Annotated in this window: 14 protein-coding genes; 10 read left to right on the forward strand and 4 right to left on the reverse strand. The window is 37.1% G+C overall.

The features are described 5' to 3' along the window. Nucleotides 1–1,295 (reverse strand): Trk system potassium transporter TrkA (gene trkA / locus VNJ50_RS05575; RefSeq protein WP_325579841.1); only part of this gene is annotated, 1,295 nt, incomplete at its 3' end. Nucleotides 1,296–1,503: 208 nt separating this feature from the next. On the opposite strand from trkA, the gene ubiE reads away from it, so the two are divergent. Further along, complete coding sequence (gene ubiE / locus VNJ50_RS05580; RefSeq protein ID WP_325579843.1) at nt 1,504–2,232, forward strand: bifunctional demethylmenaquinone methyltransferase/2-methoxy-6-polyprenyl-1,4-benzoquinol methylase UbiE; 729 nt, start codon at nt 1,504–1,506, stop codon at nt 2,230–2,232. A 29-nt stretch (nt 2,233–2,261) separates the two neighbouring features. Beyond that, nucleotides 2,262–2,987 (forward strand): porin family protein, encoded by a 726-nt coding sequence (locus tag VNJ50_RS05585; protein ID WP_325579845.1) that lies wholly within the window; start codon nt 2,262–2,264, stop codon nt 2,985–2,987. Nucleotides 2,988–3,399: 412 nt separating this feature from the next. Here the strand turns inward: VNJ50_RS05585 and VNJ50_RS05590 are convergent, their stop codons facing one another. Continuing rightward, a complete protein-coding gene (locus VNJ50_RS05590; RefSeq protein WP_325579847.1) occupies nt 3,400–4,125 on the reverse strand; it encodes an RNA methyltransferase in 726 nt (241 codons plus the stop codon). Nucleotides 4,126–4,241: 116 nt separating this feature from the next. Here VNJ50_RS05590 and VNJ50_RS05595 point away from each other — a divergent pair, with 116 nt between their 5' ends. From VNJ50_RS05595 to rpe, 8 genes are all read left to right on the forward strand, one after another. Then, nucleotides 4,242–6,806, forward strand: a complete 2,565-nt coding sequence (locus tag VNJ50_RS05595; protein ID WP_325579849.1) for a BamA/TamA family outer membrane protein — start codon at nt 4,242–4,244, stop codon at nt 6,804–6,806. A gap of 230 nt (nt 6,807–7,036) precedes the next feature. Continuing rightward, entirely contained in the window at nt 7,037–8,104 is a 1,068-nt protein-coding gene (gene fbaA / locus VNJ50_RS05600; protein ID WP_325579851.1) for a class II fructose-bisphosphate aldolase, read from the forward strand. Nucleotides 8,105–8,219: 115 nt separating this feature from the next. Then, on the forward strand, nt 8,220–9,077 hold the full coding sequence (gene accD / locus VNJ50_RS05605; RefSeq protein ID WP_325579853.1) for an acetyl-CoA carboxylase, carboxyltransferase subunit beta: 858 nt from the start codon (nt 8,220–8,222) through the stop codon (nt 9,075–9,077). 305 nt (nt 9,078–9,382) lie between these two features. Continuing rightward, nucleotides 9,383–9,652 carry a 30S ribosomal protein S15 gene (gene rpsO / locus VNJ50_RS05610; protein ID WP_325579855.1) on the forward strand — a complete coding sequence of 90 codons (270 nt, stop codon included), beginning with the start codon at nt 9,383–9,385 and terminating at the stop codon, nt 9,650–9,652. A 220-nt stretch (nt 9,653–9,872) separates the two neighbouring features. Beyond that, complete coding sequence (locus VNJ50_RS05615; protein WP_325579856.1) at nt 9,873–12,137, forward strand: polyribonucleotide nucleotidyltransferase; 2,265 nt, start codon at nt 9,873–9,875, stop codon at nt 12,135–12,137. Between the two features lie 213 nt (nt 12,138–12,350). Beyond that, entirely contained in the window at nt 12,351–12,725 is a 375-nt protein-coding gene (locus VNJ50_RS05620; RefSeq protein WP_325579858.1) for a hypothetical protein, read from the forward strand. A 294-nt stretch (nt 12,726–13,019) separates the two neighbouring features. Continuing rightward, entirely contained in the window at nt 13,020–13,883 is an 864-nt protein-coding gene (locus tag VNJ50_RS05625; RefSeq protein ID WP_325579860.1) for a sigma-70 family RNA polymerase sigma factor, read from the forward strand. A gap of 317 nt (nt 13,884–14,200) precedes the next feature. Then, on the forward strand, nt 14,201–14,863 hold the full coding sequence (gene rpe, locus VNJ50_RS05630) for a ribulose-phosphate 3-epimerase (RefSeq protein ID WP_325579861.1): 663 nt from the start codon (nt 14,201–14,203) through the stop codon (nt 14,861–14,863). 167 nt (nt 14,864–15,030) lie between these two features. On the opposite strand, the gene VNJ50_RS05635 is transcribed toward rpe, so the two are convergent. After that, nucleotides 15,031–15,447 (reverse strand): CBS domain-containing protein, encoded by a 417-nt coding sequence (locus tag VNJ50_RS05635; protein WP_414652868.1) that lies wholly within the window; start codon nt 15,445–15,447, stop codon nt 15,031–15,033. Nucleotides 15,448–15,913: 466 nt separating this feature from the next. Continuing rightward, nucleotides 15,914–17,561: GumC family protein (locus VNJ50_RS05640; protein ID WP_325579864.1), on the reverse strand; the 1,648-nt coding region annotated here is incomplete at its 5' end.

The following is a 17,561-nucleotide window of genomic DNA, read 5'->3' on the forward strand; positions in this document are numbered from 1 at the left end:
ACCCGATCGCCTTCCTGCACCCTAAAATCGCCCAAAGGAATAAAGCCTTTGCCATTTCTTATAACACCTCCCATGATGGCCGAACGCGGAAAATCCAAATCCTTAATGACTTTGTTCGTAATTTTTGATCTGGTTTTGACCACAAACTCCAACAATTCGGCATTCATATTATTGAGTTTGGTCATAGCAACAACTTCTCCTTTACGGATATATCTAAAAATATTATTGGCGGCCAATAGTTTTTTATTGATTAACGTATCGATACCGATAGATTCAGATATTTGATAATAATCCATGTTCTCGACTAGCGCGACCGTTTTTTTTACACCTTTGGATTTAGCAACGATACACGACATGATATTGGTTTCCGAATCTCCGGTTACTGCAATAAATGCATCCATATTGGCGATATTTTCCTCTTCCAGCAACTCCACATTACGCCCATCGCCATTAATGACCAATGCATCCGGCAAATGATCGGCCAATTCAAAGGCCACATCCTTGTCTTTTTCAACCAATTTGACATTAAAATTTGCGGCACATAAATCCTTCGCGGTTTTAAATCCAATTTCACTACCGCCCAAGATCATCACGTTCTTAACATCCAACCGCACTCTTCCAGAAAGCTCAAACAATTCTTCCTCACCTCCTTTTGAGGTCACAAAAATCACCTTATCACCTTCTTTAAATTCCGTATCTCCTCGAGGAATGATGGTGTATTCTGTACCAAAACGCTGAATAGCAATGGGTACAAAACGTAATTTCGGAAACACTTCAGCAGCTTCCTGCACCGTTTTATTTACAAACGTTGCAGTTTTGGACAAGCGCAAACTCACCATCGTTAAGGCGCCTTCTTCAAATTCATAACTGTCATTAAAACCATATTGGTTCATGAGCAACTCAATTTCTGCAGCGGCCAACGACTCGGGCGAAATCAATTCATCGATGCCAAATTTAAAAAAACCAACCTCATCATTTTGATTGATAAATTCTGGATTGGAAATTCGTGCAATGGTCCGTCGTGCACCAAGTTGTTTGGCCAAAACGCAAGCCGTAATATTGGTAGTTTCTGATGAAGTTACTGCAATAAAGAGATCAGAACTCTCAATTCGAGCATCTTTTAAGACCGCAATTGAGGTGGCATCACCTTTAATTACCCTAATATCCAAATGATCAATGGCATAGACCAAACTTTCTTTTTTGGTATCTAAAAGTGTGATTTCTTGGGATTCAAAAGATAATAGTTTTGCCAGATGAAATCCGACTTCACCAGCTCCTGCAATGATAATTTTCATTAATGATGATATTCAAAAAGTCTTACAAATATAGGTTATTTATCAGTCCTTTATTGGTTTTATAAATGATAAAATTAATTTACACACATTCAAAACAAAGCATTTATCCCATCCATATCGCTCATTAAAGTTGGATGGATTTGAGTATTTCATTCCAACTTGACAAAATGACAATAAAAAAATATGTAGTTTTGGCAAAAATATTGGAATGTCAGAAAAAGTAAAACCATATAAAGACAGTCAGTTAGACAAAAAGGAACAGGTTACCCAAATGTTTGATACAATTTCGAAAGAATATGATGGGTTAAACCGTGTCATTTCATTTGGAATTGATATCAAATGGCGTAAAAAAGTAGTCGCCATTGTTGCAAAATCTCAACCCAATCGCATTTTAGATATTGCCACAGGCACTGGAGATCTGGCCATTAACCTAGCCGAAACAAAGGCGGAAGAAATCATAGGATTGGACATTAGCGATGGAATGCTTGAAGTAGGGCGAAAAAAAATTGCAGAAAAAAATCTAGGCAACAAAATAAAAATGATCTTAGGCGACTCAGAAAACCTGCCTTTTGAGGACAACAGTTTTGATGCTATAACGGTTGCTTTTGGGGTTCGGAATTTTGAAAATTTAGAAAAAGGACTTTCTGAAATATTAAGGGTTTTAAAACCAAATGGCACCTTTGTGATCCTAGAAACCTCCGTACCTACCAAAACACCATTTAAACAAGGCTATAAATTTTACTCCAAATACATTTTGCCCAGCATTGGAAAAATGTTTTCCAAAGACCGTGTGGCCTATGCTTATTTGAGCGAATCGGCATCGGTTTTTCCATATGGCGAAGCGCTAAACAATATTTTAAGACAAATTGGGTTTAATAATGTTACAGATTTGCCTCAAACACTTGGTGCAGCCACCATTTATAAGGCAACAAAGTAATCATCCCCAATTAATAGATCTTCTATAAAATGAAAAGAACCGGCATCATCATTGTCCTTTTTCTTATGTGCAATTCAGCATCGGCACAGTTATTTACCAAAGAAAGGATTAAAAATCAAGAAAATTTTGATAAACAAACGTGGACTTGGGGCTATTTTTTAGGATTTAACAGTTATGATTTTAAGTTTGAATACGAGCCAACAATTGAGGAAGACATTTTGGTAGATACAAGTATTGGCTTTAATGTTGGATTGATTGGGGATTTGCGCATCAACGACTATTTTAACCTTCGTTTTGAGCCTGGATTGTATATTTCTAAAAGAAACTTGCATTATGATGAAGGCTACTTTGACAATTACTCTCGTCCATTTAGTCCATCGTTTACCTTACGCGAAGTAAATTCCACTTATGTGCATTTTCCTTTACTATTAAAAGTATCGACCAAACGACTCAACAACTTCAAACCTTTTATTGTTGGAGGTTTTTCGACGGCATTAAACTTATCCAGCAATCAAGACGGCGAGGATAACCATTCTGCAGAATTCCGCACCAAAAAAGGAATGTTCTTTTATGAACTTGGTTTTGGAATTGATTTTTATTTGGAGTGGTTTAAATTCACTCCATCTATTAGAGGAGTCTTTGCACTCAATGACGAATTGGTAAGAGATAAAACAGAAAACGGACCAAGTCCTTGGACCGACAATATTTCTTCCATGAAAACCCGAGGAGTTTTTGTGAATTTTACGTTTCAGTAGGAATCAGTTGTCGGTTGTCAGTTGTGTTTGCTGATTTCCTATTATCGGTTCGATATGTTTTAGATTTCAGATTCGATATTCTAAATTGACATCAGACGAAATGACACAGTTTTAGTTTTCAAATCAGTGAAAACCCACCAAATCAGTGTTATCTGTGTTCAGCCATTATCAATCAACAATCGCTAATTTTCAATCATTAATCGTTATAGTGAATATCGAATTTTTGAAGTTCAGAATAATGAAAGATTTATTTTCCTGCGGATTTCGTTATCTAACTTCATATCATCATCTTCGTGGAGTTTTACAGAACGCTGATAACACTGTCCCGATAATTATCGGGATCACTGATCTACACTGATTTTACAATTAAAAATCCATAATTCAACAATCGTTAATCTTCAATCGCTAATCTTTATCGTCTTCTTTTAAACTCACTCAACAAAATAGCCGTAGCGGTTGCCACATTCAAACTTTCCGTAGATTGATGCGTACTAAAACTTGGGATGCTTATTCTGTTTTCAATATACGCCTCAATGTTTGCCGAAATGCCATTGGCTTCATTGCCCATGATCAAAATTCCCTTTTCAGGTAAAGTGCTTTCATAAACAGTTTCGCCATCCATAAAAGCACCAAATTTCGGAACTTTTGAATCCTTTAAAAATGCATCCAAATCTTGATAAACAATATTTACGCGCGTCAATGACCCCATAGTGGCCTGTACGACTTTCGGATTATAACAATCGACCGTTGTGTTACTACACACCAAATGTTCAATACCAAACCAATCGCATAATCTTATAATCGTGCCCAAGTTTCCAGGATCGCGAACGTCGTCCAGAACAAGAACCAATTTATCAAATGATACTTTAGCAGCAACTGGCATTTCAAAAATAGCAACCACTTGTTGTGGTGTGGTCAATGCGCTAATTTTTTTGAGTTCGGCTTCATCAATCACACTCATTTTTTTAGGATCACATTCGTAACCATCGGTTGTAGCATAAACCTGATGCAACTTATAAGACGACCTTAAAAACTCATCAACCGCCTTTTTCCCTTCGACCATAAATAACCGATGGGCCATACGTTGCTTTTTTTGTTTAAGACTTACAATTAATTTTATCTGATTCTTTGTTAACATCAAAATGTATTTACTTTTGTTGCGTTATTAATTCCTGTTAAGGATTTATTTATGTTTGTTTTACGACCTATAAAAGCAGTAAATTTAGACCCATTAAAAACAATTTCCATTTTTCGTTGAAAGTTAAGGTAGCAAAAATATCATTTATTACGGCAATAATAATCATGTTGTCTTCTTGCAATGCCGTAAAACGGGTTAACAAAGATGATCTTTTGTTAATGGACAACGCTGTTTATATAAATGACAAAAAAAATAACACTGACGCTCTCAACAATTTACTGTATCAAAAACCAAACGGTAAATTCCCGTTGTTTGGCATCCCTATTAAACTTCATATTTACAATCTGGCGCGACCTAACATCGATTCTATATTGGATGCCAAGTATCGAAATCCTAACGATCCAAAAAATGGACTTAAAAATTTCATTTCCATAAAACAATACGAAGCCTTAGTCAATTCAAAACGAGATTTTAACGGATGGCTGAAAAAAACCGGTGAACCTCCAGTAGTCATCGACACGCTAAGAACCGAAAAATCAACCACCAATCTCAATACCTACTATTATAAAAATGGCTGGTTCAATGCCAAAACCTCCTATAAAATTGATACTGTTGGCACTCAAAGAGGTTTAGTAAAATATTATGTAAAAACGGGCGATCCTTATTTTTTGGATTCCATTAGAACCCGAATTGCAACACCAGTTATTGATACGCTGTACCAAACCCTAAAGGACAAATCACTTATTGTCAAAGGCGAACAGTTTAGAGAAGCCAATTTAACCAATGAACGTGAACGATTGACCACGGAACTCCGAAATTCAGGACTTTTCCATTTTGCGCAAGATTATATCACGTTTGAAATTGACACCATTGGCACCCATAAAAAAGTAAATACCGATATCATTATCCAAAATAGAATTATTAGAAATGTTGATTCGGTTGAAATTCGGCCTTTTAAAGTTTACACCGTTAAAGATGTCAATATTTTTACGGATGACACGTTCCAAAACAAAGATTTGACACCTACAGATACCATCAATTACAAAGGCTTTAATATTTACAGTTTTGGGAAATCAAAATACAGGCCCAAAGCCCTGACGGATGCCATTTTTATAACCAAAGGGGGCGTTTTTAAAGATATAAATCGAACGCGAACCTATCGGTATTTAAGTGAATTGCGAAACTTTAAATATCCCAATATCGAATATGTCGAAAATGAAAAAGACACAACCTTAACCGCCAATATTTATTTAATTCCGAAGAAAAAATTTGGACTTAATTTTAATACCGAAGTTTCTCAAAGTAATATACAAACCGTTGGCCTTTCATTTAGCGGTGGACTTTTAATCCGAAATGTATTTAGAGGTGCAGAAACCTTAGAAATCTCAGGACTTGGGTCCATTGGTTCTTCTAGGGAAGGTGGCCTTACGCGAAGTGTCCGAAAAGATGAAGATGCGTTTTTTGATATTACAGAAATTGGAACGACAGTGAAGCTTACCATTCCGCGTTTGTTTTTCCCATTGAATACGGATAAAATCATTCCTAAATTCATGTCACCAAGCACCAGAATCAGTGCCAGTGCCACAAGCCAAAAAAACATCGGATTGGACAAACAAACGTTTACAGGAATGCTGAGCTACAATTGGTTTCCCAACCAGAAAGTTACCAATACGCTAGATTTCATGAATGTCCAATATGTAAAAAACCTGAACACAGCCAATTACTTTGGGGTTTATCAAAACTCATACAATAGCCTTAACAGCATTGCGCACCAATACAATACAAATCCGTCGTATTATAATGAAAACGGAAATCTCATCATTCCAACGGGTGCAAATGCTTTTATAAATGATGTATTGGATTCAAATTCGGGATTAAACATTTCTGAAAACGATCTGGTCACCGTGCGTAATATTTCGCAACGTCAGGACCGACTTACTGAAAACAACTTAATTATTTCGTCAAGCTTTAATTATATAAAAACGCGACGCGAAAATATACTTGACAACGATTTTTCAATTGTACGATTTAGAGCTGAAGTTGCGGGAAATGTGCTATCAAGTCTTGCCAAATTATCTGGTGCACCACAAAACCAGAATGGCAGATATGACATTTTTGGAGTGACCTTTTCACAATATGTTAAAACCGAATTTGATTATGTCAAATACTGGGATTTAGGCAAAAAAAACGTATTTGCCATTCGCAGTTATTTTGGAATTGCCATCCCTTATGGCAACTCAGGAAACATTCCGTTTTCAAAAAGTTTTTTTGCCGGAGGCCCCAACGACAATAGAGCTTGGACGGCTTATAACTTAGGTCCCGGAAGTTTAAAATCCACTTATGAATTTAACGAAGCGAATTTCAAACTACACTTTAGTATTGAAGAACGTTTTAATCTTTTCGGCTCATTATACGGAGCTTTCTTTATTGATGCCGGAAATATCTGGAATGTATTTGATGACGTAACCGATAGTGCGCAAACGTTTAACAATCTAAGCTCTTTAAAAGATATTGCGGTAGGATCTGGATTTGGATTACGCTATGACTTTAGGTTCTTTGTGCTTCGTGGTGATATCGGATTTAAAACTTATGATCCTTCTTATAACTTGGGCGACCGATGGTTTAAAGACTACAACTTTGGTCATGCCGTTTATAATATCGGAATCAACTATCCGTTTTAAAAAATTTAAATCAACATGATCATAAATGCAGGGCTTTACATTACTCTAAAAAATTTGATTTAGAAGAATATTATTCGGATTAATTTACAGTATTCCTAAAATCAGAAAAACCATCCATCTACAAGGTTTTCGCAGTAAAAACCATCGCTGTTTATAAAAACAAGAGCACCAAAATCTTGATTATGCTTTTATTTGATTATTTTTGAATTTAAATAAAATTTAAACTAACTATGAGTCACAACATAAAGCCAGGAGTTGCCACGGGCAGAGAGGTACAGGCCATTTTTAAACTTGCCAAAGAAAAAAACTTTGCGTTACCAGCCGTAAACGTCATCGGTTCAAACACCATTAATGGTGTTTTAGAAACTGCAGCTGCATTAAATGCGCCGGTTATCATTCAGTTTTCCAATGGAGGAGCTATATTTAACGCAGGAAAAGGGTTAAGCAATGAAGGTCAGAAAGCTGCGATTGCAGGTGCCGTTGCCGGTGCAAAACACGTTCACCTTTTGGCAGAATCTTACGGTGTTCCGGTCATTTTACACACCGATCATTGTGCAAAAAAACTACTCCCTTGGATAGATGGCTTGTTGGATGCCAGTGAGCAACATTTTAAAGAAACTGGTAAACCTTTGTATAGTTCGCACATGATTGACCTATCAGAAGAACCATTGAAAGAAAACATCGATATCTGCAAAGCGTATCTAGCACGCATGAGCAAAATGGGCATGACCCTAGAGATTGAGCTGGGTATTACAGGCGGCGAAGAAGATGGCGTTGACAATTCGGATGTTGACATTTCAAAGCTCTACACACAACCTGAAGAAGTAGCCTATGCCTATGAAGAATTAAGTAAAGTTAGTGATCAATTTACTATTGCAGCAGCTTTTGGAAATGTCCATGGTGTTTATAAACCAGGAAACGTGAAGTTGACACCAAAAATCCTTAAAAATTCTCAGGAGTTTTTATCTCAAAAACACAATTTACCACATAATCATATCGATTTTGTATTCCACGGTGGCTCCGGATCAAGTGTGGAAGAAATCAGGGAAGCTATTAGCTACGGTGTTATTAAAATGAATATTGATACGGATATGCAATTTGCATTTATGAGTGGTATCCGTGATTACTTTAAAGAAAACGAGGCCTATTTGCAAACCCAAATTGGAAGTCCGGATGGCCCTGATTCACCAAACAAAAAGTATTATGATCCTCGTGTTTGGCTCAGAAAAGGTGAGGAAACCTTTGTTGAAAGATTAAAAAAGGCGTTTGAAGATTTGAATAACGTCAATACTTTATAACTTTGCACGCATGTTAGGAGGTTTTAATTACCCCAAAGCAATTGAACAGATCTATTAACTGTTAAGTTTTAATAATAAGATCCTGCCTTTGCAGGACTATAAATCCTTAATCATAATGTCTTGGTTTAAAAGAAAAACAAAAGGTATCACTACCACCACCGAAGAGAAAAAAGACACACCTAAAGGCTTGTGGTACAAATCTCCAACCGGAAAAATAATTGATACCGAAGAACTTGAGAAGAACTTTTTTGTAAGCCCTGAAGACGGTTATCATGTCCGAATTGGGAGCAAGGAATATTTTCAAATCTTATTTGATGATAACAAATTTAAAGAGCTCGATGCCAATCTATCCTCTAAGGATTCCTTAAAATTTGAGGACACTAAAAAATATCCCGAACGTTTAAAAGCTGCTGAAGAAAAAACCAAACTTAAAGATGCAGTACGCTGTGCCGTAGGAAAATCAAAAGGAAAAAATTTGGTCATTGCGTGTATGGACTTTGCTTTTATTGGCGGATCGATGGGAAGTGTTGTAGGCGAGAAAATTGCACGTGCCGGTGAGTATGCCCTAAAAAAGAAATTGCCATTTTTGATTATTTCAAAATCTGGTGGTGCACGTATGCAAGAAGCCGCTTTATCCTTAATGCAATTGGCCAAAACATCGGCCAAACTAGCGCAATTGGCAGACGCCAACATCCCTTATATTTCTTTATGTACAGATCCAACCACGGGCGGAACAACCGCTTCATTTGCCATGTTGGGCGATATCAACATTAGTGAACCAGGAGCTTTAATTGGATTTGCAGGCCCGCGTGTAGTACGTGATACAACAGGACAAGAATTGCCTGAAAACTTTCAGACCGCAGAGTTTTTATTAGAACATGGTTTCTTGGATTTTATTACAGAACGTAAGGACCTAAAAAACAAGATCAATCTTTATATTGACCTGATTACCAATCAGCCATTAAGAGATTAAAATTTATAACCACGGATTCAGGAAGGATTAAAAATCCATTTGTGAATCCGTGGTTTTTTTTATAATTAACCTAGTTGGGCAGCGATTATAATCTTATTAAGAAAAGGGGTTTTCATTAGCATTCTTATCATTTTAGGCACTTATTGCTAGCAATCATCTGTAATAATATTTGATCCTGTAAAAGATCTATCGCTTCGAGACTAAATTGTTTCGACGAACACCTTGTAAATTCCCAAAAAACACTATATTTGCACCTTGGTTCGAAAACCGAATCGTACATAAAAATCATTTACAATAATATTAGCATGTATTTAGATCAAAAAGAAAAAGAAGCCATTTTTACAAAACACGGTAAAAATGCAAAAGACACGGGTTCTGCAGAAGGACAAATTGCTCTGTTTACTTACAGAATTAACCATTTAACTGAGCACTTAAAAAGAAATCGTAAAGATTATAACACTGAGCGTTCATTGGTAATGCTGGTTGGGAAACGTCGTGCGCTTCTTGATTACTTAACCAAAAAAGATATCTTAAGATATCGTGCCATAGTAAAAGAATTAGGATTAAGAAAATAATCCCTTCAAAGACCACGCCTTTCAGCGTGGTTTTTTGTTAGCATAACCCTCAAGCGTAAGAGTTAAAAATGCGCAATAAGAAGCGAAATCCCAAAATATCCAATCATTTTGGTACGGGACAAAAAGTTTTTCATTGGTCAACACACAACACTACACAACAACACACACCTGCCCGTCCAGTTTGACGGAGACCATTGTTTAATTAAGAATTAATATTTTTATGATTCCAAAAGTTTTTAGAGAGGTCATTGACCTTGGTGATGGACGAACAATCTCCATCGAAACCGGAAAATTGGCTAAACAAGCCCATGGTTCGGTTGTTGTGCAATCAGGTAACTGTATGCTATTATGTACCGTTGTTTCCAATTACAAACAAAGTGATGTGGACTTTTTACCGTTAACGGTTGACTATAGAGAAAAGTTTGCTGCTGCAGGCCGTTATCCAGGTGGTTTCTTTAAAAGAGAAGCTCGACCAAGTGATGGTGAAGTTTTGATAATGCGTTTAGTGGACCGTGTTTTACGTCCGTTATTTCCTTCTGACTATCATGCAGAAACTCAAGTGATGATTCAATTAATGTCGCATGATGAGGAAGTTATGCCCGATGCCATGGCTGGTTTAGCCGCATCTGCAGCCATCCAATTATCCGATTTTCCTTTTGAATGCCCTATCTCAGAAGCTCGTGTAGGTCGCGTTAATGGAAAGTTGATCATCAACCCAACCCGTGCCCAATTGGAAGAATCCGACTTGGACATTATGGTCGGAGCTTCAGTCGATTCGGTAATGATGGTGGAAGGTGAAATGGACGAAATTTCGGAAGAAGAAATGACAGAAGCCATCAAATTTGCACACGACGCTATAAAAATTCAATGTGAAGCCCAAGTACGTTTGGCCGAAGCATTTGGCAAAAAACCAACGCGTGAATATGAACCAGAGCGCATTGACGAAGACTTAGAAAAAAGAGTAAGAGCTTTAACTTACGATAAAGTTTATGCCGTAGCGCGTACTGCTTCTGCAAAACACGATAGAACGGCTGCCTTTGAAGCCATTTTTGAAGAGGTGAAAGCTGATTTTTCGGAAGAAGAAACTGAAGATTATGGCAACCTTATTTCTAAGTATTTCTACCAAGCTGAAAAAGATGCCGTTAGAGATTTGACGCTTAATGAAGGTTTACGTTTGGACGGTAGAAAAACCGATGAGATCCGACCAATCTGGTGCGAGGTAGATTACCTACCTTCTACGCATGGTTCATCCATCTTTACACGTGGTGAAACCCAAGCTTTAGCCACCGTAACCTTAGGAACTTCACGTGAAGCCAACATGATAGATATGCCATCTTTTGAAGGTGAAGAGCGTTTCTATTTACATTATAACTTCCCTCCTTTTTCAACAGGTGAAGCCCGCCCTATCCGTGGTACCTCACGTCGTGAAGTAGGACATGGAAATTTAGCACAACGTGCGCTAAAAGGAATGATTCCTGCAGATTGTCCTTATACGGTCAGAGTCGTTTCTGAAGTATTGGAATCTAACGGATCATCCTCAATGGCAACTGTTTGTGCAGGAACAATGGCACTTATGGATGCTGGTGTACAATTAAAAAAGCCGGTTTCAGGAATTGCCATGGGTTTGATATCCGATGCCAAAACAGGAAAATACGCTGTACTTTCTGATATTCTAGGTGACGAAGATCATTTAGGTGATATGGACTTTAAAGTGACAGGAACAGCAGATGGTATTACCGCCTGTCAAATGGACATCAAGGTAAAAGGTTTGTCCTATGAAATTTTGGTCAATGCGCTTATGCAAGCTCGTGAAGGCCGATTACATATTCTTGAAAAACTGACTGAAACTATTGCCAAGCCAAACGCCGATGTAAAAGCACACGCTCCAAAAATGGTAACTCGTGTCATCCCTAATGATTTTATTGGCGCATTAATTGGTCCAGGTGGTAAAGTAATCCAAGAATTACAAAAAGAAACCAAGACAACGATTGTTATCAACGAAGATCCTATTACCGAAGAAGGTATTGTGGAAATTTTAGGAACCAATCAAGAAGGTATTGATAAAGTATTGGCCAAAATCGATTCGTTATTATTCAAACCTACCGTTGGGGGATCTTATGAAGTAAAAGTCATCAAAATGCTAGATTTTGGTGCTGTGGTTGAATATACCGCAGCTCCAGGAAACGAAGTGTTATTGCACGTTAGTGAATTGGCTTGGGAACGTACCGAAAATGTAACGGACGTTGTGAATATGGGCGATGTTTTTAACGTAAAATACTTTGGTGTTGATCCAAAAACACGTAAAGAAAAAGTATCGCGTAAAGCGTTGCTAGAAAAGCCGGAAGGCTACGTGGCCAGACCGCCTAGAGATCAAAACGGCAAAGACCATAAATCTAACGGCCGAGACAACCGCGACCAAAGAGGGAATCGTGAATATAAAGGTCGAGATGATCGCAAACCAAGAGAAGATAAAAAAGAAGATTAATTTTTTATTATTTTAAATATTTAGTGTTCAAACCTCACTGTTCTGATAGTTTTCAGAATTGTGAGGTTTTTTATTTTCAATCGGGTTAATGTCTTTTATTAAACAAACTTTTTAATGAGCTTTAAAAACTAAGCAACCGCTGTACCTTACCTCCTGAATGTTAAACCTTAAAGAAAACTTGTAATTGTCAATAAAATGATTAGATTATAGGCTATGGTTCATACAGATAAAGAAAAATATTCGGACATCTTAAGTAGCTCTTTAGCTTACTTAGAGAAAATTGGATTTGAAAATATCCAAGCAGACGCAGAGGGGTACGACACCCCAAAATCATATCACAAAAAAGGAAGTGATATTGAGGTAACGCCAGATATTGTGGCAGAAAAGGAAGGCAGAAAACACTATTTTGAACTCAGTCTAAAATCGGATGAAACCCGATTATTACAATCCAAATGGCTGTTTATAAACACACTGAGCAACATGACCGCTTCCCGTTTTAAGATCATTACGACCCGTGGCCATTACAAGTTCACCAACGAAATGCTTGAGGCCATCAATTTATCGGACAAAAAACTTATTAAAATATAGGAGTCCATTTAGATATTGAAGACATCTTAATTTGATAAAACAATGTAATCTTGAGTATGTGTTCGTGTTTTAAACATCTTTTTCAGACTTCGATATTTTAGTTTACCCATGACATGACATAATCACATCATATAAACTAGAATCTTCTTAAAACATAGTTATAAAAACTAAAACAGGCGGTAAATAGGCGGTAAAAAAATAATTTTTACTTTGTTGTAACATTTAGACAACTTTCTACGTATAACCACTTACGAAAGGATTATTCACTATTTTAAATTAGAGAGACATATTTAAATGAGACAACTCAAAATTACGAAGCAAGTTACCAATAGAGAAACAGCTTCGCTAGACAAGTATCTTCAAGAAATTGGAAAAGTTGACTTAATTACCGCAGACGAAGAAGTTGAATTGGCACAACGCATTAAAGCAGGAGATCAACGTGCTTTAGAAAAATTAACCAAAGCCAACTTACGTTTCGTTGTTTCGGTAGCAAAACAATATCAAAATCAAGGTTTAACCTTGCCAGACTTAATCAATGAGGGCAATTTAGGCCTTATCAAAGCGGCACAACGTTTTGATGAAACACGTGGTTTCAAATTTATTTCTTATGCGGTTTGGTGGATTCGTCAATCCATTTTACAGGCATTGGCCGAGCAATCCCGTATTGTGAGATTACCATTGAATAAAATTGGATCCATCAACAAAATCAACAAAACTTTTGCTTTCCTAGAGCAAAGTCATGAGCGTCCACCTAGTGCAGAAGAAATTGCCAAAGAATTGGATATGACCATTAATGACGTGAAGGAATCGATGAAAAACTCAGGCCGACACGTTTCTATGGATGCGCCATTGGTAGAAGGTGAAGATTCGAACTTGTATGATGTTTTAAGATCTGGAGAATCTCCAAATCCTGATAGAGATTTGCTGCACGAATCCTTACGCACCGAAATTGAACGTGCTTTAGAAACCTTGACCCCACGCGAAGCTGATGTGATCCGTTTGTATTTTGGCTTGGGAGATCAACATCCGATGACGTTAGAAGAAATAGGCGAAACTTTCGATTTGACCCGTGAACGCGTACGGCAGATTAAAGAAAAAGCAATTCGTAGGTTAAAACATACCTCACGAAGCAAAATATTAAAAACCTACTTAGGATAGGTATTTAAATTTCAAAACTGAAATTGTAAAGCAACAAACAGTTACAGATTCCCTCCCGATAGCTATCGGGATTCGGGAGTTTTCTCTGTTCGTTTTTTGATTGATGAAAGAACCCTCGGCTGATTACCGGGGGTTCGCTTTTTAGGGATGAAATTGAAATTACAATTGAAGAATAACAATCTGCCCCGAATGGCTTTTTAACCAGTTGCGATAAATAGGGGGTGTTGATTAAAGAATAGCGCTAAACTGATTCACTGGCAACCGACAACAGAGAACTAAATTCCTTATCTTTGCAAAAACCTTACAAAAAACACATCATGTCTTCTAAATTCATTGCGCCTTCAATTTTAGCTGCAGATTTTGCCAACCTCCAACGGGATATCGAAATGGTCAACAACAGTGACGCCGATTGGTTCCATATTGATGTTATGGATGGCCACTTTGTGCCAAATATTTCTTACGGAATGCCCGTGATTTCTGCTATAAAAAAACACGCCACAAAACCTTTGGACGTGCATCTCATGATTGAAAAACCGGAACGCTATATTGAAGAGTTTGCAAAAGTTGGTGCCGATATTATTACCGTGCACTACGAATCGACTGTTCATTTGCATAGAACACTTCGGCAAATCAAAGATGCGGGCTGCAAAGCGGGTATCGTTCTCAATATTACCACACCACTTGTCGTTTTGGAAGATATTTTACCAGAATGCTATATGATTTTATTAATGTCTATCAACCCAGGGTTTGGCGGACAAAAGTTTGAAGACATCACTTATAAACGCGTAAAAAACCTCCGTAAAATGATTGACGACCAAGGTTTGGATGTTCGTATTGAAGTGGATGGTGGTGTTACGGACCAGAATATTCAGAAGCTGGTGGATGCAGGTGCAGATACCTTCGTTGCTGGAAGCCATGTATTTAATAGTGAAGACCCAACAGCTACAATAAAAACGCTAAGAGCATTGGCCAATTCTTAACGCGTACATACCGTTGGAGATTAAGATTCTATTTAAATTTTAACGAAACAGTTTTTTGGTACGTATTAATTTTGAATCTGGCTCTAAAAGTATCGTTAGATGCTTTTAAAATAAACAGCCGAACAGTTGGAATTAAATCTCCAAGTAGTTCGGCTTACTTTTTATGTTTATAAATATATAATTAAAAATTCAATCAAATCGGTGGTGGTCACAATACCTACCAATTCATTATCGTCAATGACAGGCAAGGCATGAAATTCCTTTTTAGCTAAAATTTGGGCCACCTCCTTGATACTGGTTGTAGAAGATACCGAGACCACATTTTTGGCCATCACCTGCTCTATGGTGAACATATTATAAACCAAACTTTCAATCTCGCCATCATCATCAACAGCATCAACAAAACTAATGCGCAACAAATCGGTATAGCTTAGCATTCCAATAATGGACTTCCCATCAACCACCGGGATATGTCTAATTTTATGTTTTTTAAATAGTTTTTCTGCCTTCTCAAGATCGTCATCTTTTTTAAGTTTAATGATCTTAGTCGACATTATAGAGGAAATTAAAGGCACATTTTTCATAGTTCTATTGTTTTATTATTCCAGAATAAAGGTACTCCTTAAAACACTCATAAAGCATGATATATATCAAGTTGCAAAGCATTTTGTATTGAAAACCAAATCTTGCTAGAAGGAATTTTCGGCGGTATTCTGAAATCTCTTAATGAAATGATTCAACTGTGGCATTAACTCTCAAACAGATAATGTTGGTTGTTATTTAAAAACTTTCAATAAGAACCTGTTTACAGATTATAGTTCGATTTTTTTCAGTTATTTTTAGATAAATTTCAATTTTTGATAATGCAGATTTAGCGGGCAAAATCTAGCAATTAAAGCCTAAAAAGAGCGTAAAAAGGCAACTAAGAAAAATAAACACCTACAAAACAAATATCTCATTAAAATTTAAGCAGGCTCTAAGAACCCAAAACAAAAATCCGGTTACAACTTAAGCTGAAACCGGATTTTGTAATTATTCAAAAATTATACTTTACTCTTTAACGCCATAGCCATAATTATAACCATAATTATAACTATAACCGTAAGATTTGCTTGCCCCAACACCATTTATGACATAAGCCATGTTTTTCAATTTGCCGGATTCAGATAAATCTTTAGAGAATTTCAAGAGGTTCTTATCCGTAAAATCGGCCCTTACTATATAAATAGTCGCATCAGCATACTCAGAAATCAGCATTGTATCGGTCACTAATATGGTTGGTGCGGTATCAATAATAATATAATCATAGGCGTCTTTGGCTTCTTCAATAAGTTTTGCAAATCGACCGTTAGTCAACAAATGCGCAGGATTGGGTGGAATTGGCCCAGACAGCAAGATGTCGTGCTTGTCATGTTTCTTAAAACCCTTGACCAAAGCATCTCTCCACGAAAAGCTAGGATCGTGAAGATAATTGGTGAGTCCGAAATAATCTTTATCCTTATGGATATGTCCATGGATCTGCGGATTTCTTAAATCGGCACCAATTAACAAAACCCGTTTGTTGATACTCGATAAAGCCAACGACAAGTTAAGGCTAACATAGGTTTTCCCTTCACCTTTTATGGTCGAGGTACAGTAAATAACTTTAGCTTTGCCATCATTCCTTACCGGCAGAATATAGTCCACATTAAAACTCAAAATTCTGAAAGCTTCAGCTAAAACGGATTTAGCATTCGGATCATCAAAAACCACCTCCTGATCCTTTTTCATATCTGGAATTTCACCAATAACAGGCGTTTTAGCATTAATTTTTGAAACATCTTCTTTACTATGGACTTTGGTATCCAACAAAAACATAAGATAAAAAATACCAAATGGCACCAACAAGCCACCAACCAGTGCTCCTAAATAAATCACTTTAGACTTCGGCGAGATTGGAGTTCCTCCCGTCAATGCGTGCTCTACTACTTTAATGGAAGGCTCGGTAATGGCCAAATTAATCGCAGCTTCCTCACGTTTTTGAAGTAACAAGAGGTATAAACTTTCTTTTATCTTTTGCTGACGATCAATAGCACGCAGCAGTTTTTCCTTTTCAGGGATTTGGGCTACTTTGCCACTAAACTTCTGGTTCCTAAGTTCCAATTGTTGGCTAGAGGCTTCCAACTGATTGACATAGTTATTTAAAGACCGATCTATATTTATTTTAAACTCTTCTACTTGCGCAATAGCCTGCTTAACTACAGGGTTATTGGCACCGCCGCTATTCAAAAATTTATCTCGCGCTATAACCGCCGCATTGTAATTAGCAATCAACTCATTAATACCGCCATTATTGATGCCTATATTGGCGGGTAACAAATCGGATTCTGGATTTTCGGTAAGTGATTTTTTCAATAATCGAGATAGTGCCAATTGGCTTTCTATCTGGAACAACTCTTCCTCCGACTTTGTACGCTGTCCGAGTCCCATTTCGGCATCCACCTGAATATCAACCAAATTATTGCGCTCTTTAAAACCCTGACGGCCTACTTCAATAGAATCTAATTCTTGTGCCAAAAACACAAAACGGTCGTCTATAAAGTCTAAGGTACGCTTAGAGATGAGTTGTCGGTCATTGATACCATCGTAATCAAACACCCTCAATAACGTATTCACTGTTTTCTCAGAAAGCTCTTTACTTTCTCCTTTGGTACTGATC

It is taken from the genome of Gelidibacter sp., assembly GCF_035577925.1.
GTDB lineage: Bacteria > Bacteroidota > Bacteroidia > Flavobacteriales > Flavobacteriaceae > Gelidibacter.